Genomic DNA, 22232 nt, shown 5'->3' with positions numbered 1-22232 from the left:
CCAGCCTGCCCGCCGGTGTGAGCTACTACGTGCTGGCCACCGGGGCTGCCCCCACCAGCTGTACCTCGCAAACGGCCAATGCCTCCATCAGTGAAACGCCAAATCCGACCAAGCCAACAGCAACCTATGTGGGACCAACGTGTACACAAACAACGTTCAGCGTAGAAATTGCGGCCCCCGTAGCCGGTACCTATATCCTCAGGCAAATGACAGGTGGTGTAAGCCCAATCAGCAAAACCTATCCTGCAGATGCAGTAGGCGGCAAGATTGTCTTTACAGGCCTCACGATCGGCAAAGGCTACAGCGTGACCCTGACAGCCAACGGTTGTACATCGCTGCCTGACGAATGCGGAACCTTTGGCGGCGTCTATCAAACCGTTTCCAAACCGGCAAGTGTAACCGAGCAGGAAATCGTGCTCAATGCAGAACCCAAAACAAAGGTTGTGGCAGCACCCAATCCCTTCAACGACCGCATCCGCTTTACACTGCGATCAGCGGTTTCCGGGCAGGGTTCACTGGAACTGTACAACATGCTGGGCCAACGGGTAAAAACCGTGTTCCAGGGGTATGTCAATGCCAACCAGGTTCAGACCATTGAGTATGCTGTGCCCAGTGCACAACGCTCCAATCTGATCTACCTGTTCCGCGTCGGTACCGAAAAAACAACCGGCAAGCTGATTGGCCTTAAATAAACCAGCTTCCGCAAATGCAAAATGGGATGTTCAACTGAACATCCCATTTTTTTTATCTTGTTTTAGTATTGCGAAATGCAACGTAAAAAAATACTGGAGGCTAACAATGCAGCATAGCCTAAACAAATTCCCCCGTATGACTTTTCCCTGCCTTACGCAAACCCTCCGGCTTCCCCGCATACACCAAATAACCACCGTTTTCGCCGGCCTCGGGACCAAGATCAATGACCCAATCGGCACGTTTAATCACATCGGTGTTGTGTTCAATCACCAGGATCGAATGCCCCTGTTCAATCAGTGCCTGGAAAGAACCGAGCAGCTTTTGAATATCGTGAAAATGAAGACCCGTTGTTGGCTCGTCAAAGATGAAAAGAATCTTGCCGGCACTTCTTCCCTTGCCTAAAAACGAAGCCAGTTTTACCCGTTGCGCTTCGCCGCCCGATAAGGTGTCCGACGATTGCCCCAGCTTCACGTAATCCAGGCCCACCTCACTCAACGGCCGGATCGCATTGACGATCGGCTTTTCATCGGCAAAAAACGCAATGGCCTCGTCCACACTCATCTCCAGCACCTCGTATACATTTTTGCCCTTGTACTGCACTTCCAGGATTTCTTCCTTGAACTTGCGACCGTGACACACTTCACAGGTCAGGTGCACATCGGCCAGGAACTGCATTTCCACGATCTTCTCGCCTTCGCCTTTGCAGGCATCGCAACGGCCGCCATCCACGTTAAAGGAAAAATGCTTGGGCTGGTAACCTCTGATCTTGCTGAGCGGCTGCGAAGAAAACAGGTCCCGCACCGAATCCCAGGCGCGGACATAGGTAACCGGGTTGCTCCGGGAGCTTTTACCAATCGGGTTCTGATCGACCATCTCTACCTGCGTGATGGCATCGATGTCGCCGGTAATGGCTTTGTGAAAGCCCACTTTATCGGTGGGTTCACCCTGGTGCTTTTTCAGCGCAGGATATAAAATATGTTTGATCAGCGTGGTCTTTCCACTGCCACTCACACCGCTTACAACGCACAAAACGTTCAGCGGGAATTCAACGGTGATATCTTTTAAATTGTGCTGCCGTGCGCCTTCCACCGTAATGGACGAATGCCATTTCCGGAGCTTCTTTGGCGTTTCAATCGACAAGGCACCACTTAGATACTGGCCAGTAAGGCTTTCCGGGTTGCCAACGATCGCTTTGTAATTGCCGGCGGCAATCACTTCTCCACCCAGGTGCGAAGCCAGCGGTCCCATGTCGATAATGTGATCGGCTTCCCGCATCATCATTTCATCGTGCTCCACCACCACCACCGTATTTCCCAGGTCACGCAACTCCTTCAACACGCGGATCAGGTTGGCCGTATCCCGCGGATGCAGCCCGATGGAAGGCTCGTCCAGGATGTAAAGGGAGTTGGTCAGGTTACTTCCCAGGCTTCGGGTGAGCTGTATGCGCTGGCTCTCGCCACCGCTCAGCGTATTGGCCAGGCGATTGAGGGTCAGGTAGCCCAGGCCCACATTCAGCATGGTTTCCACCCGGTGGTTGATCTCGATAAGAATTCGCTTGGCAACGGTTTTCTCGTAGTCTGTAAAAGCCTTCTCGGCGTTTTCCAGCCATCCGCGCAAATCATTGATCGGCATTTCGCTCAATTCGCCAATATGGCGATCACCCACTTTTACATAAAGCGCTTCCTTGCGCAGCCGATAGCCCCCGCACTCCGGGCATTTGGTGCGGCCCCGGTAGCGGCTTAAGATCACGCGGTACTGCACCTTGTACAGGTTTTGTTCCACCTCTTTGAAAAAGTCGTTGATGCCTTCCACATGTGCATTCCCTTCCCACAAAACGCGGTACTGTGCCGCGGTAAGATCGGCCACCGGCTTGTGCACGGGAAAATCAAAATGGCGGGCAGCCCGCACGAAATTCTCCTTCCAGCGGCCAAGCTTTTCACCCTTCCACGGCGCCACGGCGCCTTCATAAACACTCAACCGCTTGTCCGGAATAACCAATTCGTCATCGATACCGAGCACCATGGAAAAACCCTCACAAACCGGGCAGGCACCGTAAGGATTATTGAAGGAAAACAAATTGGGCGAGGGTTCCTCGAAACTCATTCCATCCAGCTCGAAACGGTTGTTGAAGTGCAGGAGCTTTTCACCGTCCACCTCGAGATACACGTCGCCTTCGCCTTCGTAAAAGGCTGTGCCGATCGAATCGGCCAGGCGGTGCTCATCGTCTTCATCAAATTCCTTGACGACAATACGGTCCACCAGCACGTAGATATTTTCCGGGTAACGGAAGGCTGCCAAAAAATCATCGGGCGACGACAGCACATCTTCAATCGCGTAAATGCTGCCTCTATCTACCGGGTTTTCGTTCTGCGTTTTGGAAAACGGCGAAACATAAATCCGGGTGAAGCCTTTTTGCATCAGGATATTCAGCTCTTCGCGTTCGTCGCGGTTGTGGTGCGTTTTAAAAGCGGCAAGGATATAGGCCCGGCTGCCGTCTTTCATTGCCTTCATGGCATCCAGCACGTCCTTCACATCATCTTTCTTGACCTGCCGGCCCGAGAGAGGAGAAATAGTGCGGCCGATACGGGCAAACAGGAGGCGCAGGTAGTCGTAGATCTCCGTCATGCTGCCAACGGTGCTGCGTGGCGTACGGGTAATCACTTTCTGTTCGATGGCAATGGCCGGCGCCAACCCTTTGATGTAATCCACATCGGGCTTGTCCATGCGGTTGAGAAACTGGCGTACATAGGCGCTTAGGCTTTCCGCATAGCGGCGCTGTCCTTCAGCAAAAAGTGTATCAATGGTAAGCGATGATTTGCCCGAGCCGGAAACACCTGTCACGACGATCAGTTTGTTCCGTGGGAAAAGGACATCGATATTTTTTAAATTATGAACCCGGGCGCCTTTCACGAAAATCGGATCATCGCCCAGCACCGGTTCTTTTTCTTTTTTTCTCTTCGCGATCTTTTCTTTCATTGTAATCGGTCAAAATCTTTTTGCAAAATGTCCGGCCGCGACAGCTTTCAGTTGTTACCCTGCCTTGCCTGCTCCCGAATTGCAGCAACCGGGATACCGCCAGGGCTGCAAGAACAGTTTTTGATCACCTCTGTCCTATATCCCAGCCGTTTATGCCTGTCTGCAAAGGTGTGGGCGGATCGCTCTTTTATCACAGAAACTTTCAATTTTAACCCAAAGCTTCACAAATTCTTTGCTTCGCCACGGGCAGCGGAAAAACGGCGACGACGATGCATTCTTTTCACCTGAAAACGCCATGACTCTTTTCTGATTCCAACAGTGCGGGAACCAGCCCGGCAAAGTGATTCGAAGCAAAGACACTTGCTTCCCGGTGAAGTTATTTTCCGCATGTTTTCGCAGTCATTTTTCATAAAACGGCAAGCCGTGAGATCGCCTCTACAGGCCGTTCAACAGGGTACGAAGCTTCCCCTGGTTTGTCATTTTGAACCGGCGCAGGCGCATCATTCAACAGCGCAGTTTGTACTGGAACACGGAGTCAACCAAAGCTCACAATTGATTATTTGACTTTTTTGGTAGAGAACTATTTAACCCTCTTCTCTACAAGGCATCGCCAAATAACGCCGCTCTCTCAAATATTAACACCGACAATGCATTTACTTGATATAATACAAGTTTCCATTTGTCACACTCATCACAGACCGATTCACAGCAACTAACATATATGCATAATCACGTATAAAAATATTCTGCACCGTATTCGCTGCAATCCTGTTGCAGCAAGCGATTAATTACAATCAAAAAATAATTTGTTATAGAAAGTCATATGATTTCTGGTACTATTTTCGGTACGCATTAGGGCAAATTTTTTAGTTGTACCATGTGAAGCAGGGGATGGAATTTCCAATACACTAATGAGAACCATAAAATGATCCGTTTATCCTTTCAATCCCCCAAACATTTTTAAGTAGCGCTCCAACACGGCTTTCGTGCAGGGCAGGTCTTCCATTTGCCCGACAAAGCCAGATGGACAGCAAGCGCAAATAACGGGCAATGATGGTGCCATCATCGCTACGCGTATCCCTCTATTGTTAACCGTTGCCCTTTGAAAAAAGGTTATACAAACCCGTGAAAAAATACGACGTATGATCTGTGACGTTTGGAAATCGATTTAATAAGAATAAACCATGAAAAGCCAACTTTGGAAAAAAGTATGGATGCCTATTGCCGCATCCATGGTACTCGTTGTAGCCTGTACAAAAAGAGATGTCCCTGTAACACAGGAAAACAATTCTCCCAGGGGTAGTTTGAAAATCACCGGTGCGCTTCCGGATGATCCGCAAAAAGTCGGGAAGGTGCCTGTTTACGTCTCGCCGGAGTTTCTGAAAACGCAAAGCGAAGCCACCGCGAAGGGTGGCCGAACCGGCACGTTGAAAGATACCGACGGCGATGGCATTCCGGATGCCAGCGATGCCTGTCCTACGCAGCCCGAAACCTATAACGGCTACCAGGATACGGATGGCTGTCCCGATACGGTGCCAACCGCACCAGCCGGGGATGCCACCGCACCAACGATCAGCATTACTTCCCCTGCCAACGGGGCAACGGTTTCCGGGACCGTAAACGTTACCGTGAGTACATCCGACAACGTGGCCGTCACCTCGGTTAGCTATTCCGTCGACGGTGTTTCTTTTGCAACCAGTTCCACTGCACCGTTCAGTACTTCGTGGGACGTAACCAGCCTTGCCGATGGGGTTCATACGCTGACAGCCCGGGCTTACGACGCAGCCGGGAACAATACGCCATCGTCGATATCCGTTTCCAAGAGTACCACGGTTATACCCCCGCCTAGCCTGCCTTCAACTGTAACGCTGGCCATGCCGCCTGTCAGTTACCAGGGAAGCGAAGGAAGTTGCGTGGCTTTTGCCGTTGCCTACGCAGCCCGCTCTAGCGAACAATATTACCGCACCAATGCATCGGGCTTCAGCCTTTCCACCAATATCTTCAGCCCGGAATATGTCTTTAACCAAACGCAGGCGGGTAGCTGCTCTAGCTCTTCCTTGCTCACTGCACTGGACCTGGTTGTGAGCAAAGGTGTGTGCACCTGGGGCACCATGCCTTACGACTACAACAACGGCTGTTCGCTGCAACCCACGGCCAGCCAGAATTCGGAAGCAGCCAGTTTTAAGATTGCATCCTATTCAAGGGCCTATACATCCGACGCGACAGCCATCAAAACGCTGCTTTCCAATAAGCACCCACTGATGATGTCATTCGCCAACGACAATAATTTCAACAATGCAGGTCCCGGTTACATCTGGAAATCGTACGATGCTTCGGGTGGTTACGGTTCGCATGCCATCACGATCTGCGGCTACGACGATGCCAAGCATGCCTACCTCGCCATTAATTCATGGGGCACGAGCTGGGGCACCAACGGCTACATCTGGATCGATTACGACTTCCTTCCGACCGTGGCCTCTTCGGTTTACTTCATGAATTAATACCGGCCTGTCACTAAGCTGTAGTGAAACGTGAAACTCCAGAGGGCAAACCGCAGGACCTTTTCCAGTGATGTTCACTGCGGTTTCACGTCCCACAAAAGCAGCAGAGCCTCTTGACGGCAACGGGTAGAAAACCGGAATTTTTTCCCTGCCTGTAAAGCAAAGCGTCCCGCTAGTGCGGGACGCTTTTTTCATTGCAAAAACAAAAGCAACTGGTTATTGTTTGGAAGGCAACAGGGTACCGCGTACGGAGCGGTCACCGACTGTAAACCGGTAGATCATCGGAACCATGTGTGCTTTTGGTACCATGTAGGTTGCGGTCTTCGGACTGTTTGCATCGATCTCGCCCAGGTAAACCACAGACAGCCTTCTGCCCATGAAGTCGTAAACCTCCAGGCTTGCCTTGCCTGCGTTCGGCGACTCAAAGCGGAAGTTGATCTCGTGGTTGAACGGGTTAGGATATGCCTGTACCTGCAGGCGCTGTGCTGCAGAACCAACGGAGATCGTCGGTGCCACTGGTGAGGCCTGTACCACGTTCGCATCAACGCAGGTTGCTGAACAATTCCGTACAACACTGATCTGTCCAAGGCTGCCACCGACTTCCGTACCGCCAATAAAGGCGTCAAACTGGAAGGTACAGGTCGATGAGAAGGTCGCCCCGGACTTCGCTGAATACTTCAGGCCCAGGATATACGTCTGACCAGCCGTTGCGCCACTTACACTCACTGTTACCGCACCGGTTGTTGCGTTCTGCGAGTAGGTCACTGTACCAGCATTGGTGCAGGTCGCATTCGGCAGATCGAACTGGTTACCGTTACCCAATGCAAATGGCACGGCGCCACAGTTGTTGGTTTGCGTTACAGTAATGACGAAGCTGCTGCCCGGTGCTTTGAGACTTGTCCAGTAGAAGAATACACCCGGTGTAATGGTTCCATTCGATGTGTTGAAACAGATCTGCGGGAGTATCTGTGTGCTGTTGATGAAATTCTGACAAGTGGTGTTTGTACAGAAGATATGGTAGCAAGGATTCTCCGGAATGGTTACACTGCAACTGGTCGTACAACCTTTCGAATCCGTCACGGTCACACTGTGGCTTCCTTTGCTCAGTGCTGTTGCCGTTTGCGTCGTCTCACCGTCATCCCACTTATACGTATAACCACCGTTGCCACCTGTTGGCGTCACGGTCGCCGACCCGTTGTTTTTGAAACAATCGGTGTTGCTAACCAATGTCGCGATACAGGTCAGTGCCGGCGGTTCATAAATGGTCACACTGCACGTTGTCGTGCAACCTTTCGAATCGGTCACCTTCACGGAGTGAAGCGTTCCGGCTTCGCTGCCGCAAAGCTTGGTCGCCTGTGCATTCGTCTCGCCATTGTCCCACAGGTAAGTGTAGCCGCCGTTACCGCCTGTTGGCGTTACGGTTGCCTTTCCATCACACGCACCCTTACAGGAAACAGGAGCATCCTGGCTGGCCGTACAGGTCAGTGCCGGCGGTTCCAGGATGGTGACGTTACAGGTGGTGGTACAACCCTGTGCATCGGTTACCGTTACCGTGTGCACAGCTCCGGCTTCGCTGCCGCAAAGCTTGGTCGCTGTCTGGCCGGTTTCACCGTTGTCCCACTTATAGGTATAGGAGCCAAATCCACCGGTTGGGTTCACGGTAGCCGAACCATCACAGGCACCTTTACAGGAAACATCGTTAACCTTCGTTACCGTGCAGGTTACCTGCCGAACATCGGTTGTTTTGCTGCAACCCGGGCAGTTATCAACCAGTCCACTGGCAGACTTGAATGAAATGCTGACCGTATTATTCCCGGTACTGCTCAGGGTTACCGTAACAGACTTTTGATTCTTCACGGTCGAGCCGTCGGGTAGTGTCCAGATCAGGTCATAGTCGGCCGGCAGATTAGCAAATGGCGTATTCGTGTTCGGATCGCCATAGGTATAGGTCTGCGAAGCATTTAGGCAGGAAACAGACGGTCCCAGGATACCGCAAGGCGGACAGGATGAAGTGGGTCGAATTTCCACGATATCCGTTGCCTGGCAGCCTTTGCTGTCGGTTGTCGTTACTTTGAAGGAATAGCTTAGGTTCAGGCCAACGGCAGTCAACACGGTAAATGTGCCGTTTGCGCCATTGGATGTAAAGCTGATCGCGGCGTTGGCATCCAGTGCCTGCCAGGAATAGCTATAGCCACCACTACCACCCGAAGCGGTTGCCGTTACATGCGCCGTTCCGGTTTTAGAAATCCGGATCTGGTAAATGTCATCGCTCACTTTGGTTACACCGTCGTCGATAGAATTGTCATTTTCACCTTCGGTTACGACACCATCCACTGTGGGCAAACCATCGATGATGGCATTGACCGCTACCCGCGGGCTTTCACAATCGCCGTCCTTACAGCTCACATAGTAGGTCGTAGTGCCTACAGACAGGCCGCTCTTAGTCAGCGAAGTTCCGTCAGCCGATACACCGTCAGCTGTTCCCAGCGGCGTGGTGCTAGTGGCCGTTGCATACCAGGTAGGCTTACCCTGTGCGCAACTGGCTGTTAGTATGACAGGTTGTTTATCGTAACATTTTTCGTCACCAGTGACTTTCGGCGGCTGCGGGATACCGGAGAATGCGCCGGCAACCAGGTCTTGCAGCGATGCATTAATGGATTGAGAGTTCCGGGTTTCCAGCAAGAAGCGCTGGAAGCAACTGGCCTCTGGTATATTGGTCAGGTCCACATAGCCTTCAAAAAATAGCGGCGGTGGATACGTACCGGCACTTCCCGATTTCGGTGAAAAGGTCCACTTGTCGCCATTGAACATGGTCGTACCGGCTGTACCACCGGGCACACTGTAGGTTGCCGTGTTGGTTGCCAGTGCAGCGGGTGCCGTTGTCACGATAACCGGCGCGCCGGGTGACGACGATGTTTTGCCTTTCCATTCGTAGATCGTGGGCTGGGCATTGCCACCGCCGTTTGTAAAATTGCTGATGACAAGGATGTCGCCATTCGAGTGATCGCCGCTGAACGGACTGCTGGAGCTACCCGTACCGGTCGGCTGCACATTATCCTTGAAGAACCAGAAGCCGATCTGTGCGTCTCCGTTGAAAGCTGCCCTGTCGCCAAAAAAGTAAAGCACTTTGCCAATCAGAACGGTTCCGGCGTTGGCGATATCGCCTTTGTCGTTTGCATTACCCAAAACCCAGTGCCAGTCGGTATTGGGATGGGCATCCGCATCGGACGAACCGCCAGTCCATTGGTCATCGATACCGTTTGTCTGGAACGGATCATGTTTGAATCCCTTTTTGGTGTTGACAGGATTGTTCAAGATGCCTGGCCACTCGGAAGGGTTACCGTCGATAACCGGCGTTTGGGCAAACGATGATCCGCCCAGAACACCGGCCAGTACCAGTAATCCAAGACTCTTCTTCGGGAGAAACCCGTTGAAACATCGCCACCAGGGACGATGTACGGAAATTTTGTTGAATTGAGCATCCATATAAATAGATTTAGGAATGATTGAAGTGGCAAGTGAGGCAGCTTGTTAGCAACGGACTTCGTTCGACTGCTAACAAGTCCGGAAGATGCACAGGCGGGGAGTGAGCAGCGTGGTAGAAATTTTTCATAATCGCAGTTTGGTAAGGAGAATGAGGTGTTGATCCGGCTGTAAACGAGAGATAACTAAGCATACGCAGCCGGACAAAAACAATGACAGGAGCTGTTTGTGCCAAAATAAGAATAGGTAAATCAAACCTTCAGCTGGCAGTGAACAGGAATTACGTCAGCACTCAATTGAAGGGTGGCGGCAGATCAGCGGCCACCGCAAGAAAGAAGGTTGAAGCAGAACAATACAAACCGGTTGCATATATGCATAAGCAAACAGGTGAAGCAGAGCGTTGCATGCCAGGTCATTTTTAGCAGAGTGGTCAAATGCACACAGTCCCAAACAGGCAATTGCGTAAGGTTAAGGCCCAAAAAACCTGGTCAGATAGGTATAAATATCAGAGATATGTTGTTCCAGGAATACAGATGCACATGCAATGCATACAAGCGGGGTTTTGGAGAATGCGAAAGGTGCGGGTCAACAATTTAGAAAGGAAAGGCGAAAACAGGAACCGTTTTCATTGGTCTTACTAAGGTATAAAATGTTTTGTAGAAAAACCAACAAAACAAGTTTCAAATTTTTTCTTTATATACGGCAATTTTCGTTTGAAGGAATGGACAGAAGAACCGTATTTTTTTCCGGCCCTGTTACAGGGAAATACAACGACGCAAAACCATACGCAAGCGAAAGGCCGCAGAACCAAAAGGTGTCGCTATGTTGTAAGGCGGGAAAAAGCAGGCGAGCAACTGGTACCAGATGAACGGCTATCCGGATTGAAGCCGGAGTCGACAGGACAAGGGAGGTTGCTGAATGGGAATCGAAGCCCGGGCAGATATCGACCTTTTTACCCCGTTTTTACGAACCTGAACGACGCGGCAAAAGCCGGCGTAAAACGGCGCCATTCTTTCCGGGGAACGTTAACATTTTTTTACCGGGGAAAAAAACAGATTGAACAATAAAAATTGTGAGAATTGCGAAAGAAGATTATTTTTATAGGAAGAAAAACATCAACCGTTCCACAAAAACCCAGACTTGCCTATCGCCTGAACTTCTACACGATCTCTTAACAACGTTTTATTGCACCCTATAATCCATTACACCTCAAAACGTAGGAGTTTATGATGTATTTGTCCAGGCTGTCCGACCACGAACTGATTAACTTGTTCAATACCGGTAATGTAAACGCATTTGAAACCCTGGTATTGCGTCACAAAGACAAATTATTTACCTCTATCCTTTTTCTTGTCAAGGACAAGTACCTTGCCGAAGACATCTTCCAGGATGTTTTTATTCGTGTGATCGACACCATCAAAGGTGGCCGTTACACCGAAGAAGGCAAGTTCCTTCCCTGGGCCATGCGGATTGCCCACAATCTTTGCGTCGATCATTTCCGGAAAGTGAAACGCACCCCCACCATTCGCAACAGCGAAGACCAGGATATTTTCGAGGTCCTGAACTTTACCGAAGAAAGCGCGGAAGACAAGATGATCAAAAAGCAAAGCCACAACCGGGTAAAAGATATGTTGGACCAGTTACCCGAAGACCAGCGGGAAGTGATCATCCTGCGGCACTATGCCGATATGAGCTTTAAAGAAATTGCCCGTGTCACCAATTGCAGCATCAACACGGCGCTGGGTCGTATGCGCTATGGCCTGATAAACCTGCGCAAAATGATGGTTCAAAAACAGATTTCCCTGTAAGCGCTGAACTGCTGTTGGCGAAAAGGGCGCATAGCTCACAGCCGGCAGCTCAAAGCCACGCTCAATAGCTTGTCATTTCTTATCTCCCCTCACAAGCTTGCCGTGACAGGCTGATAAGGAATGACACCCAATTCTCTCCACAAACGAAAAACCAAAAGAAAAAGCATCCGCCACTCGACGGATGCTTTTTCTTTTCTGCGCCAGCCGGCTATGCTGTAGTCACATCGTCGTCGGCAGTGGCCTTCATCGTATTAACGATGGCTTCACTCACACCGGTAAAGCTAAAGCCACCGTCATGGAAAAGGTTTTGCATCGTTACAAAGCGGGTAAGGTCGGAGAAAAGTGTCACGCAATAGTTGGCGCAATCATCGGCCGTCGCATTGCCAAGAGGACTCATTTTTTCGGCATAATCGATAAAGGCATCAAAGCCTTTCACGCCGCTGCCCGCCGTTGTTCGGGTAGGCGACTGCGAGACGGTGTTGACACGCACTTTTTTACGAACACCGTAATGATAACCAAAACTCCGGGCTACGCTTTCGAGCAGGGCTTTGGCATCGGCCATTTCGTTGTAATCGGGAAAAACGCGTTGTGCAGCGATATACGAAAGCGCCACAACACTCCCCCATTCATTAAGCGCATCCATGTCCCAGGCTGTGCGGAGCACACGGTGGAGACTCATGGCCGAGATGTCGAGCGATTTTTGGTTCCATTCGTAGTTCATTTCGGTATAGTGCTTGCCTTTGCGCACATTCAGGCTCATGCCGATGGAGTGAAGCACGAAGTCGACCCCACCGCCAAAATGTTTCTGGCTTTCTTCAAACAGTTTTTTCAGGTCGTCCATGTTGGTTACATCGGCGCCGATAACGGGAGCCTGTATGGCTTCGGAAAGTTTGTTGATCTCACCCATGCGAAGGGCTACCGGCGCATTGGTGAGGACAATTTGTGCGCCCTGTGCATGACAGGCCAGTGCGGTTTTCCATGCAATTGATTTTTCGTCCAGCGCACCGAAGATGATTCCTTTTTTCCCGGCTAAAAGGTTATTTGCCATAATCAAGATAGGTTGAAAGTTAGAGGCGTAAAAATAAGGGTTATCCGTTTGGCAGCCGACCGAAATTCGCGGCGTCGGTCATCGACAATGGCTCTGGGCTCATTCCGGGTTGCCGCCGGCACCTTTCACCTGCAGGGACATGGTGAAAACGGCAGGTCTCTTTTGTGGGGCACAACACAAAAAGCGAGGTTTACCAAAACCGTTAGCAGGAGAAAACGATCGGCCTCGATGAAAAGCACGGCTCCTTTTCCACGGTCGTCCTTCATCTTTTACCAACGGAAACCGGATGGCCTAACCGGCAAGAAGCACATTCACGTACTTCCAAACGATGCGATCACAAGACATCGCCTGAGCCTTCTCCAGGAACATAGCAGCGAAGCGTTGAAACCGGTGTTGGAATCTGCTACGCGTTCTGCACGTCGTGTGCTTTTGCGTGTAAAAAACCGGCCTGTGTTTCCGTGATCGTTTTAAACAGGGAAAACAGATAGTGATGAATGCAGGCCCACCCGCCCTGTACCACACGGTTTAACTCGATCAGTTCATTGTCGAAAAATGCTTCACCCGAAAAATACGCATACCGCGATTGGATGAATTTTTCTGCGGCACTTTTAACGGTAGGATCATGATCGAAAGCGCCTGCAGCGATCCACTCGTGCAGGCTTTGTTTGAAACCGGGTTCATGCTCTTTTTTCAGCGATGCGATTATCTCCCGGATAGCATTGATCGCCAGAGTTTCTCCCCGGAAAACAGGTCCCAGCAATTCCAGCAGGGCGCTAAAGGCGCTCAATGATTCATCCGCCTGGTTTCGACAGGCAAAATAGTTTTTGTACAGGGATTTCAACACCTCTGCTTCGGCAAGTGGCGCAATCGCATAGAAGTGGCGGAAGATTCTTTGGTCCAGCGCCTCCAGTTGGTTTTGCAGGATTTCGCGTTCTCCCTCCAGCTGTGCCAGTATGGTAGCCGCTTCCTGCCGCCGGTATTTTCGGCCGTCAAAATCAAAACTGCGAACGGCAATTTCCTTTCGGGAGAGTGCTTGCAAAACGGCAAGATCCTGTTCAAGGAAGGCCAGTTTTTGCGGAAGCAGCAGGGCCTCGTCCGTTAGCAAATCGTCGAAGGCTTGCAGCACGTACGGCTGCTGCGACACGGCTTCAGGATCGAAATCGGCAAGGCTGCGATTGGCGTAAAAATTTTTGAACACAGGCGGAAAAGCAACAGTCTGTAACCGTGCTTCAAACAATTGTGCAAAACGCAATGCATCGATCTGTCCCTTGATTTCTTCGGGAGGAATGCTTTTGTAGAATTGTTTTGTGACTCGCTCCTTCCAATCCGCTGCGTTTTCAAAAAGTGTCCAGGCAGGCGCTTCATCGACGGTGGCTGTCAGGGCAAACGAATCCAGGTAAGCCTTGCGTTCCTGCAAGGTGGGATGCGAGGCCCATTGGTCTTTGTAGTTAACGCGACATCCCACACGGCTTTCGGTTTCGATGTCCAGCACCGGCAATCCCTGGAGCAGTTTCACCTGCCGCACGGCAGCCATCTGTCCCAGCACGAAACGGTGATGGGCATAGAAATCCGTCACCGTCTGTTTTTCTTTCCACGCCGTATTACAGGTTTCAAGCGTCGCCGCAAAACAGTCATTGGCAAACTCGCTGCGCCGCAGCGCATGGATGATATTGTTGCTGCCACAAACCGAGGCGGCCACCAGGTCGGCATGAAACTCCATTTGCCGCGACAGACTCAGGTAGGAGCTGTTCACCACTTTAAACATTTGGTGCAGCACCCACTGGATTCCCTGCACCGCTTTTACCGTGAGCTGTACGCAAATAGCCACAAGGCCGTGCACACTGGCAAAACTGCGAAGGCTGTTCGCATAGCCCTGGTTGTTAAACAGCATATCGTAAATCACCTTGTTCACCTGGTAAACCCAACTACCCACCTTCATGCTGCGTTGGGAAAAATGGCCAAACTCGTGTGCAAGCACGGCTTTCAGTTCGCTCACGTTAAGGCTGTTGACAAGTCCAAGCCCGATTTTTAAATTTTTACGCACCGGGAAAAACAGGCTAAGAAACGACGAGTTGTAAAAAACGGCCGCATTCACATCGTCGCTCAGAAACACTTTTTTAGGCCGGGCTGTACCCGTTTCCCTGGCAAGGTCATAGATCGTTTGAAACAGCAGCGGCTGATCGTCTTTGGTGATCTCGATACAATCACTTTCATCGGCCCTTGTCGTTGCAAACAGGAACTTCACCAAAAACACAAAGACCATAATGCCACAACCGACAAGACCAACACTGAACAGGAGAGTATACAGCGAGGCCCTGGCAACGATGATAAAATACCCGGCGTAAAAACAAAGTCCCACCAGCGCAAGGGAGATAAGAAACAAAAGCAGGTAAACAAGCAGAAAGGCCAGTATCGCCATCACCGACTTCGCCGCCTCTTTTTTAAATTGGGCAGAAGGCGCAAGCAGGGCGTCCGGGTGCGTCTTGGGGAGCGGGGGATTCATAAAGCAGTAGTTTGACAACGAATTTATTGGCTATTGGTGAAAAAAGAAAGCGCAGTAGCGGAAAGGCGGTCCGGTGAAAAGAAGAGTCCTTGCCTTTCTTCCGGCGTCCTGAGTATTCTTCACCACGAAACGCTTCATTCCTGATTTTGGCATCGGCTCTCTCGGGATTGGTTTTTTCCGGAAACAGTGAAACAGAAGATCGCTGCAGCGCAAAAACCCGCATTACAGAAAAGCAAATCATCGCAGCAGTAAATGAGCATGAAGAGCGCAGTTCATCAAAAGCAGTTTGCAGACAAAAGCGGCAACATTGCCGATCGTTAAACCAGTTCTCAAAGCAATCTAAAACAACGCGGAACGTGGGTCCCACCCTCCTGCCACCGGTTTTTATCTTGCAGGTGGTTCAAACGGGTTAATCACTTACCCGGCAAATTTACATCTCTCAATAGCCGCCGTGTTCCGGTTTGGAAGAGGGTGGGTCCTTAGGAATGTTGTTTAGCCAACAGGTTGGTCAGCTGGCAGGCAGCATAACCACGAACGCTGCCCCTTTCCCTTCTGTTGACTGAACGGACAATGTACCACCATGCTCTTTGGTGACAATATCGTAGCTGAGCGACAGCCCCAGGCCTGTGCCTTCCCCGGTAGGCTTGGTGGTAAAAAAAGGCTGGAATACCTTATGGATCATCGTTTGCGGAATTCCCGTGCCGTTGTCGTTTACATGCACCTCCACGCTGCCGTCGGCACATTTGTTTGTGCTGACCGAAACTTTTGGTTCAAATAGTCCGTTCTGTTGCTGTTTCTTCTGTTGTGTGGCATAAAAGGCGTTGTTAAACAGGTTCAGAAGCACCCGCCCCAAATCCTGTGGCACCACTGCCAACTGTCCGGCTTCTTCACTGAAGCTTGTTTCGACAATGGCACTAAAGGAACTGTTTTTGGCCCGGAAGCCATGATACGACAAGCGCAAATATTCCTCTACCAGTTGATTGATGTTGATCGGTTCTTTCTTGCCGGCAGTTGTCCTTGCATGTTGCAACATGTTCTTGACGATGGAGTCAGCTCTTTTGCCATGCTGGTTGATCTTTTCTTCATTTGCCTTGATGTCTGCTGCAAGGGTGTTGATTTCTGCCTGGTTACCCTTTTCATTGGCCTCTTGCAGCTCGTCCAGCAATTCCTTATTTGCCTCGGAGAAATTGTTCACAAAATTTAACGGGTTTTGAATCTCATGCGCAATGCCCGCCGTGAGTTCGCCCAGGGATGCCATCTTTTCCTGCTGCACCAGTTGGGCTTGGGTAGCCTGAAGTCTTGCATAGGCCTCTTCAACCCGCCGCTTTTGTTCGTGCAGCAGCACATTCGACGTTTGCTTTGCCTTGTTGTTCCGGTATAGGAAAAAAGCAATCAAAAGCACAAGGACCAAACCGGCACCAAGCGCATACAGTTTCAGATTTACCTGGTAGCGCTGAAGGGCTTCTTTTCTTTCCTGCTCCAGTTGCTGCATGCGCAGGGTTTCGTTGAACTGCAGGTTTTGCACCTGTCTTGTCTTCTCCTGGTTGAACAGGCTGTCTTTGAGCAGCATGGCCATCCGCAGGTATTTGTAAGCACTGTCGGTGCGGTCTTGCTTTGCATACAGTTCATTCAAAAACAAATCTGCCTTCAGTTCCTGCGCCGGCAATGTCAGTAGCTGATACCGCGCCAGCGACATGTAGCCATAGGACGTTGCAGAATCCCATTGCTTGTTTTTGGCAAACAACGTAGCCATCCCCAGCCACGACTGCGCCATCATCTCTTCCCGGCTTGCCAACTCCGAATATCCACGGCCTGTCTTCCCTGCAAAATCAAGCGCGGTGCGGTAACGCGAAAAAGCCTCGTCCACCCGGTTCTGCTTTGCCAGTATGGAAGCAAGGCCCAGATTTGCAAAGGCAATCCGTTGGTTGTCTTTTAAGGTTGCTGCAAGACTGTAAGAACGCTGCCAGTAAAAAAGTGCCGAATCCAGGCGGTTCAGGCCCTCAAACGCACGGGCCATTTGGTTGACATAACCCCGCAAGGCATAATACTGCACCTCGTTTGCCGTTTTAAAAAAACCGGAGTGAGTCAGTTGTTGCACCCTTCGGGCATACTGCAATTGGTGCGCAAAATCGCCCATGGCGCCATACACGATGCCGAGAAACTGGTTCATGAAATAAAGGCGCAGCGTATCGTGGTAGCGCTCGGCAATAGCCAGGTTTGTCAAGAGCAATTCAATGGCTTTGGGATAGTTGCCCTCATCTCTAAATACCAAAGCCATACGGGTACGTGCGCCGAAGAGCCCTCTCGGATAATTGATCCGCTGTGCCAACCATACGGCCTGTTGGGTAAACCGAAGCGCCGAGTCTTTATTCCGCTGCAGGTACGATTGCCCCAACAAAATGAGGAGGTCCACACGGCCCGTATCCGTTTTAGCCTGCAGGAGCAAGCCACGCAGGCTGTCGGCATTCAGCTTTAAGAGGTCAGGATCATAGATTGCACCCAGCGATGAGGGCTGGGCCGGTGCACGCACAACGCCGATAAGCAGCAAAACAGAAAGCAGGCACGTTCTCATGGCGGCCTTGATAAAAGAGGTTGAAGTAAAAGATAATAAAAGGTACAAAAGAACTGGATACAAGACCCGGGGTAATTTTCACCCTCCCTCCGGCCTTGATTGATCGGTGCTGCAGCTTCTCAGTTCCTTTATGGGAAGCCATGCATTCCGGATGAAACTTGTCACCGGCCGGCTGTTTGGTATTCAGGATGGCGCCGGGCAGGTGATTGAATACCAAAGTAGGATTCTATGATCGTCAGGCGGGCTATGCACCCTTTAAGAGAGCACCATTTTCATTTTCAATAGGCCTGTTCCTGCGTCGGAACGAGGCAGGCAAGATTGTTGTACACAAAGACATAAAGGATTGGTGCTGAACAAACGCTTTCCGGTCCCCGATAAAGAAATAGTGTACATTCAAAGACATTTAATCATCCTCCTCTTTCTTATTTATGCCAGCGAAGTCAAAAAAACACTCTCCCGTTCTGAAACAATTATCCAAATCGCCAACAGGCATTAACGGATTAGATGAGATAACCGATGGCGGACTTCCTGCCGGACGCCCCACATTGGTTTGTGGCGCTGCCGGTTCCGGCAAAACGCTCCTCTCCTTGGAATTCATTGTTCGCGGCGCCATGCAATTCAACGAGCCTGGCGTGTTCATGGCCTTTGAAGAGAAGGCCGATGAATTAATCATGAATGTTGCATCGCTCGGATTTGATTTAAAAGACCTTCAGAAGAAGGGACTGGTGAAGCTGGACCATGTACACATCGACCGTACGGAAATAGAAGAAACCGGGGAGTATGACCTGGACGGCTTGTTCATCCGGCTTGGCTATGCCATCGACAGCATCGGCGCGAAGCGGGTGGTGCTGGATACCATCGAAAACCTTTTCTCCGGCCTCGATAACCAGGGTATTTTACGGGCCGAACTCCGGCGCCTGTTTGGCTGGTTGAAAGAAAAAGGCGTCACCGCCATTATCACCGGGGAACGTGGCGAGAGCAGTCTGACCCGCCAGGGCCTGGAGGAATATGTTTCGGATTGCGTCATCCTGCTCGATCACCGGGTCTCCAATCAAATTTCCACCCGCCTCCTGCGAATTATCAAGTACCGCGGATCATTGCATGGTACCAATGAATACCCGTTTCTGATTGACGAAGACGGCATCTCTGTTTTGCCCGTGACCTCGCTCCTGCTGAATGCACCGGTGTCCACGCAACGCATTTCTTCGGGCATTCCGGCACTGGATCATATGCTGGGCGGAAAAGGGTTCTTCCGCGGAAGCTCTATCCTGGTGTCGGGAACGGCGGGTACCGGCAAAACCAGCATTGCTGCGTTTTTCGCCAATGAAAGCTGCCGCCGCAAAGAGCGCTGCATTTACTTCGCATTTGAGGAATCACCGCAACAGATTATCCGGAACATGCATTCCATCGGCATCGACCTGCAAACGCATATCGACAATGGCCTGCTACAGATGAATGCCTCAAGGCCGACATTGTACGGGCTGGAAATGCACCTGGTGGACATCCACAAAAAGATCAAAAAGTTTAAACCCAGAACAGTCATTCTCGATCCCATCACCAACCTTGTCACCGTGGGTTCGGTAAGCGAAGTAAAGTCCATGCTGGTCCGGCTGATCGACTTTTTACAGGCCGAACAAATTACGGTGTTGTTTACGGCCCTGTCGTTAAACACGATCGTTAATGAACAAACGGATGAAGGCGTTTCTTCCCTTGTTGATGCCTGGCTCCTGGTGAGGGACATTGAATCGAACGGTGAACGCAACCGCGGCATGTACATCATGAAATCGCGGGGCATGAAACACTCCAACCAGGTAAGAGAGTTTGTGATCACCGACGAGGGATTGGACCTGGTGGATGTTTACCTTGGTCCGGAAGGTGTGCTCACCGGTTCGGCCAGGGAAGCACAGATGCTCAGCGAAGTCACCGGTGCGGTGATGCGCACCCATGCCCTCAGCCGCAAAGACATCGAGATCCAGCGGAAGCGAAAGGTACTGGAAGCTAAGATTGCTTCCCTGCAGGAAGAGTTTGAGTCTGTGCAGGATCAATTGAACAAATCCTACATCGAAGAAGATCTTAAGAAAGAGATAATGGAAAAGAACCGCAAGCAGATGATCGAGAACAGGCTCACCAAAAATGCAGGCAATGGCAAAAGGAAGTAAAGCAGTGAAGAAAACCTACAAGTGGGAACTGCGGTTATACATTGCCGGGAACACGCCCAAATCGGTGATGGCACTGGCGAACCTGAAAAAGTATTGTGAAGAGCATTTGAAGGATGAATACAAGATCGAAGTCATTGACTTATTGATCCACCCCCAACTGGCCGCCGGCGATCAGATACTGGCCATCCCTACCCTGGTACGAAAAGTTCCTGTACCCATCCGCAAGATCATTGGCGATTTGTCCAATGAAGAAAAGGTGCTGGTAGGATTGAACATACGTCCCGTAAAGAAATAACATGAAAAAAAAGGAAGAACATGCCGATGGTACAAGTAACGGAACGAATGAATATGTTCTCCATTTATTCATTACCGGCGCAACACCCAACTCGGTGAGGGCGGTTGCCAACATCAAACAGATTTGCGAGGATCACCTGAAAGGAAATTATCAGCTGGAGATCATCGATGTATATCAACAGCAGGCCCTTGCTGAAAAAGAACAACTGGTTGCACTACCGCTGCTGATCAGGAGACAGCCCTTGCCGGAACGCAGGCTGATCGGCGACATGTCGGATACAGAAAAAGTATTAAAAGGATTAGGCTTTTATCTTCATGGCAGATAAAGACGTGAAATACCAAACCAGGGAAATCCTCCAGGCGGAAATCGATGAACTGCGCCAGCAGCTGGAGGAGGCCAATGATACCATTGAAGCCATTCGCACCGGGCAGGTTGATGCCCTTGTGGTGCAAAGCGAAAATGGCCACCAGTTGTACACATTGAAAAATGCCGACCAGACCTATCGTGTGTTCATTGAAAAAATGACCGAAGGAGCCGTGACGCTAAATCCCGAAGGATTGATCCTTTATTGCAATTCGCAGTTTGCCCGGATGGTGCAGTTGCCGCTTTCCAATGTCATTGGTATTCCGTTCGACACCTTCATCGCACCGGAAAATATGCCGCACTACAACGCCTTATTCAAAACCTGCTGGACGGATGATTGCAAAGGAGAGGTTTTGTTGATCGCCGGTAAAGACCGCAAGCCTGTGCAACTGTCGTTAACCACACTGGAACTGCAGGAAGGAATTTCCCTGAGCATCATTCTCACGGATCTCACTGCACAAAAGGCAACGCAGAAACAATTACGCGACAACAACAGTCAACTGGCAGAGATCAACCAGGCCCTGGAAGCCAGCAACCACGACCTGCAGCAGTTTGCTTCGGTGGCCTCCCATGATTTGCAGGAACCCCTGCGCAAGATCCAGATCTTTTCCAACCTCATAAAAGAGAATGGAATCGAACTGACGCCCCTGTCAAGAAAATACCTCGAAAAAATCATTGTTTCTTCTTCACGGATGAAGACACTGATCCTGGACATCCTGAATTACTCAAAACTTTCTGCAAGCGACCTTCCTCATGACTGCATTGATTTGAACGAAATTGTCGAAGAACTGTTGGAAGATTTTGAACTGGTGATTGCGGAGAAAGGTGCCATCGTTGATAGAGGACAGTTGCCCTGTATTGATGCCAACAGGGGCCAGATACGCCAGGTCTTTCAGAACATTATCAGCAATTCACTGAAGTTTTCAAAGCCCGGCCAGGCACCTGTTATTTCGGTTACGTCCCGGCAAATCGGACAACGCTCATTTGACAGTCCGGAGTCGGCTGATGGCCCTTATTGCCTGATCACCGTCGCCGATAACGGGATCGGCTTCAATGAGAAATACCTTTCGAACATTTTCACCCTCTTCGAACGCCTCAATTCCAAGGATAAATACGAAGGCACCGGCATCGGGCTGGCCATTGCCAAAAAGATCATTGAGAAGCACAATGGTTTGATCACGGCGAGCAGCAGCGAAGGCGCCGGCACGCAGTTCAAAATCATCTTACCGGTAAAACAAAACATATCTTAGCGCCGTTTATGACCTTTCGGAAAATCTTGTTGGCAGAAGACGATGCGGATGACCAAAAACTGTTTTGTGATTTTTTGTCACACCGCCAGGACATTGTTATTATGCCCGTGGTGGAAAATGGCGAGGAATTGCTGACCGTCCTGGAAAATACAACGAGCCAGGATTTACCGCACGTCATTGTCCTTGATCAGAACATGCCAAAGCGCAATGGCCTGCAGACCCTCGCAGCGCTAAAAGCCGAGGCCCGCTTTTCTCACCTTCCCGTTGTGATCTACTCCACCTATGCAGATGAAGAGTTGGTCAGCAACAGCATGGCTGCAGGAGCTGCATTGGTGATCGCAAAACCCATTTCAAAAAAAGGGTATGAAGAAATGATAGACGCCATTTTGAACTTGTTGGACTGAACCCTTTGGTACACATTTCGGGAGAGCATGGCTCCACAACGTTAGGCTGAGCCGTGGCAGGGATTGAACGCCTGACCTTCACTTTCTTTTCAACCGGCCTGCCATGGCAAAGCGGGCACGTACACCATTTTCAGTTTGCACACCTGTATGGCCGATGGAGAATTGTCTTAACAGGCC

The 22232-nt window shown here is 50.5% G+C and carries 15 protein-coding genes; 9 read left to right on the top strand and 6 right to left on the bottom strand.

The window, feature by feature from the left end; all coding sequences use genetic code 11:
* Positions 1–17: 17 nt before the first annotated feature.
* Positions 18–692 carry a T9SS type A sorting domain-containing protein gene (locus D6024_RS21320; protein WP_121356844.1) on the top strand — a complete coding sequence of 225 codons (675 nt, stop codon included), beginning with the start codon at positions 18–20 and terminating at the stop codon, positions 690–692.
* A gap of 118 nt (positions 693–810) precedes the next feature.
* Here D6024_RS21320 and uvrA read toward each other — a convergent pair whose 3' ends face one another.
* Positions 811–3669 carry an excinuclease ABC subunit UvrA gene (uvrA, locus tag D6024_RS21315; protein WP_121356843.1) on the bottom strand — a complete coding sequence of 953 codons (2859 nt, stop codon included), beginning with the start codon at positions 3667–3669 and terminating at the stop codon, positions 811–813.
* A gap of 1184 nt (positions 3670–4853) precedes the next feature.
* On the opposite strand from uvrA, the gene D6024_RS21310 reads away from it, so the two are divergent.
* Positions 4854–6170, top strand: a complete 1317-nt coding sequence (locus tag D6024_RS21310) for a C1 family peptidase (RefSeq protein WP_121356842.1) — start codon at positions 4854–4856, stop codon at positions 6168–6170.
* A 216-nt stretch (positions 6171–6386) separates the two neighbouring features.
* Here the strand turns inward: D6024_RS21310 and D6024_RS21305 are convergent, their stop codons facing one another.
* Positions 6387–9656, bottom strand: a complete 3270-nt coding sequence (locus D6024_RS21305) for a hypothetical protein (protein WP_121356841.1) — start codon at positions 9654–9656, stop codon at positions 6387–6389.
* A gap of 209 nt (positions 9657–9865) precedes the next feature.
* On the opposite strand from D6024_RS21305, the gene D6024_RS21300 reads away from it, so the two are divergent.
* Together D6024_RS21300 and D6024_RS21290 are read left to right on the top strand one after the other, a co-directional pair.
* Positions 9866–10075 (top strand): hypothetical protein, encoded by a 210-nt coding sequence (locus tag D6024_RS21300; RefSeq protein WP_121356840.1) that lies wholly within the window; start codon positions 9866–9868, stop codon positions 10073–10075.
* An 804-nt stretch (positions 10076–10879) separates the two neighbouring features.
* Positions 10880–11461, top strand: a complete 582-nt coding sequence (locus D6024_RS21290) for an RNA polymerase sigma factor (protein ID WP_205573343.1) — start codon at positions 10880–10882, stop codon at positions 11459–11461.
* A gap of 208 nt (positions 11462–11669) precedes the next feature.
* On the opposite strand, the gene D6024_RS21285 is transcribed toward D6024_RS21290, so the two are convergent.
* The 4 genes from D6024_RS21285 to D6024_RS27340 form a co-directional block, all read right to left on the bottom strand.
* Complete coding sequence (locus tag D6024_RS21285; RefSeq protein ID WP_121356838.1) at positions 11670–12509, bottom strand: enoyl-ACP reductase FabI; 840 nt, start codon at positions 12507–12509, stop codon at positions 11670–11672.
* A gap of 403 nt (positions 12510–12912) precedes the next feature.
* Positions 12913–15012 carry a M48 family metallopeptidase gene (locus D6024_RS21280; RefSeq protein ID WP_121356837.1) on the bottom strand — a complete coding sequence of 700 codons (2100 nt, stop codon included), beginning with the start codon at positions 15010–15012 and terminating at the stop codon, positions 12913–12915.
* Positions 14951–15379 (bottom strand): hypothetical protein, encoded by a 429-nt coding sequence (locus D6024_RS26875; protein ID WP_162944917.1) that lies wholly within the window; start codon positions 15377–15379, stop codon positions 14951–14953. Before D6024_RS26875 ends, D6024_RS21280 begins: the two co-directional genes overlap by 62 nt.
* 141 nt (positions 15380–15520) lie before the next feature.
* Complete coding sequence (locus D6024_RS27340; RefSeq protein WP_121356835.1) at positions 15521–17584, bottom strand: ATP-binding protein; 2064 nt, start codon at positions 17582–17584, stop codon at positions 15521–15523.
* A 428-nt stretch (positions 17585–18012) separates the two neighbouring features.
* On the opposite strand from D6024_RS27340, the gene kaiC reads away from it, so the two are divergent.
* From kaiC to D6024_RS21245, 5 genes are read left to right on the top strand one after another with little or no spacing between them, the layout of a single operon-like run.
* Complete coding sequence (gene kaiC / locus D6024_RS21265) at positions 18013–19743, top strand: circadian clock protein KaiC (protein ID WP_121356834.1); 1731 nt, start codon at positions 18013–18015, stop codon at positions 19741–19743.
* Positions 19727–20038, top strand: coding sequence for a circadian clock KaiB family protein (locus tag D6024_RS21260; protein WP_121356833.1), 312 nt, complete (start codon positions 19727–19729; stop codon positions 20036–20038). The genes kaiC and D6024_RS21260 overlap by 17 nt, the downstream gene beginning before the upstream one ends.
* 1 nt (position 20039) lies before the next feature.
* A complete protein-coding gene (locus tag D6024_RS21255) occupies positions 20040–20363 on the top strand; it encodes a circadian clock KaiB family protein (protein WP_121356832.1) in 324 nt (107 codons plus the stop codon).
* Positions 20353–21651: a sensor histidine kinase gene (locus tag D6024_RS21250; protein ID WP_240410111.1), complete on the top strand. Its 1299-nt coding sequence runs from the start codon at positions 20353–20355 to the stop codon at positions 21649–21651. The genes D6024_RS21255 and D6024_RS21250 overlap by 11 nt, the downstream gene beginning before the upstream one ends.
* 8 nt (positions 21652–21659) lie before the next feature.
* Complete coding sequence (locus D6024_RS21245) at positions 21660–22055, top strand: response regulator (RefSeq protein ID WP_121356831.1); 396 nt, start codon at positions 21660–21662, stop codon at positions 22053–22055.
* Positions 22056–22232: the final 177 nt, after the last annotated feature.

This window comes from Flavisolibacter nicotianae, from assembly GCF_003628535.1.
Classification (GTDB): domain Bacteria; phylum Bacteroidota; class Bacteroidia; order Chitinophagales; family Chitinophagaceae; genus Flavisolibacter; species Flavisolibacter nicotianae.
This window is presented reverse-complemented; position numbering and strand designations above follow the sequence as displayed.

Coding starts and splice junctions, on each gene's coding strand:
- D6024_RS21245 (WP_121356831.1), top strand. CDS start 21,660: ATGACCTTTCGGAAAATCTTGTTGGCAGAAGACGATGCGGATGACCAA.
- D6024_RS21305 (WP_121356841.1), bottom strand. CDS start 9,656: ATGGATGCTCAATTCAACAAAATTTCCGTACATCGTCCCTGGTGGCGA.
- D6024_RS21285 (WP_121356838.1), bottom strand. CDS start 12,509: ATGGCAAATAACCTTTTAGCCGGGAAAAAAGGAATCATCTTCGGTGCG.
- D6024_RS21250 (WP_240410111.1), top strand. CDS start 20,353: ATGGCAGATAAAGACGTGAAATACCAAACCAGGGAAATCCTCCAGGCG.
- D6024_RS21260 (WP_121356833.1), top strand. CDS start 19,727: ATGGCAAAAGGAAGTAAAGCAGTGAAGAAAACCTACAAGTGGGAACTG.
- kaiC (WP_121356834.1), top strand. CDS start 18,013: ATGCCAGCGAAGTCAAAAAAACACTCTCCCGTTCTGAAACAATTATCC.
- D6024_RS21280 (WP_121356837.1), bottom strand. CDS start 15,012: ATGAATCCCCCGCTCCCCAAGACGCACCCGGACGCCCTGCTTGCGCCT.
- D6024_RS27340 (WP_121356835.1), bottom strand. CDS start 17,584: ATGAGAACGTGCCTGCTTTCTGTTTTGCTGCTTATCGGCGTTGTGCGT.
- D6024_RS21255 (WP_121356832.1), top strand. CDS start 20,040: ATGAAAAAAAAGGAAGAACATGCCGATGGTACAAGTAACGGAACGAAT.
- uvrA (WP_121356843.1), bottom strand. CDS start 3,669: ATGAAAGAAAAGATCGCGAAGAGAAAAAAAGAAAAAGAACCGGTGCTG.
- D6024_RS21290 (WP_205573343.1), top strand. CDS start 10,880: ATGATGTATTTGTCCAGGCTGTCCGACCACGAACTGATTAACTTGTTC.
- D6024_RS21300 (WP_121356840.1), top strand. CDS start 9,866: ATGACAGGAGCTGTTTGTGCCAAAATAAGAATAGGTAAATCAAACCTT.
- D6024_RS21310 (WP_121356842.1), top strand. CDS start 4,854: ATGAAAAGCCAACTTTGGAAAAAAGTATGGATGCCTATTGCCGCATCC.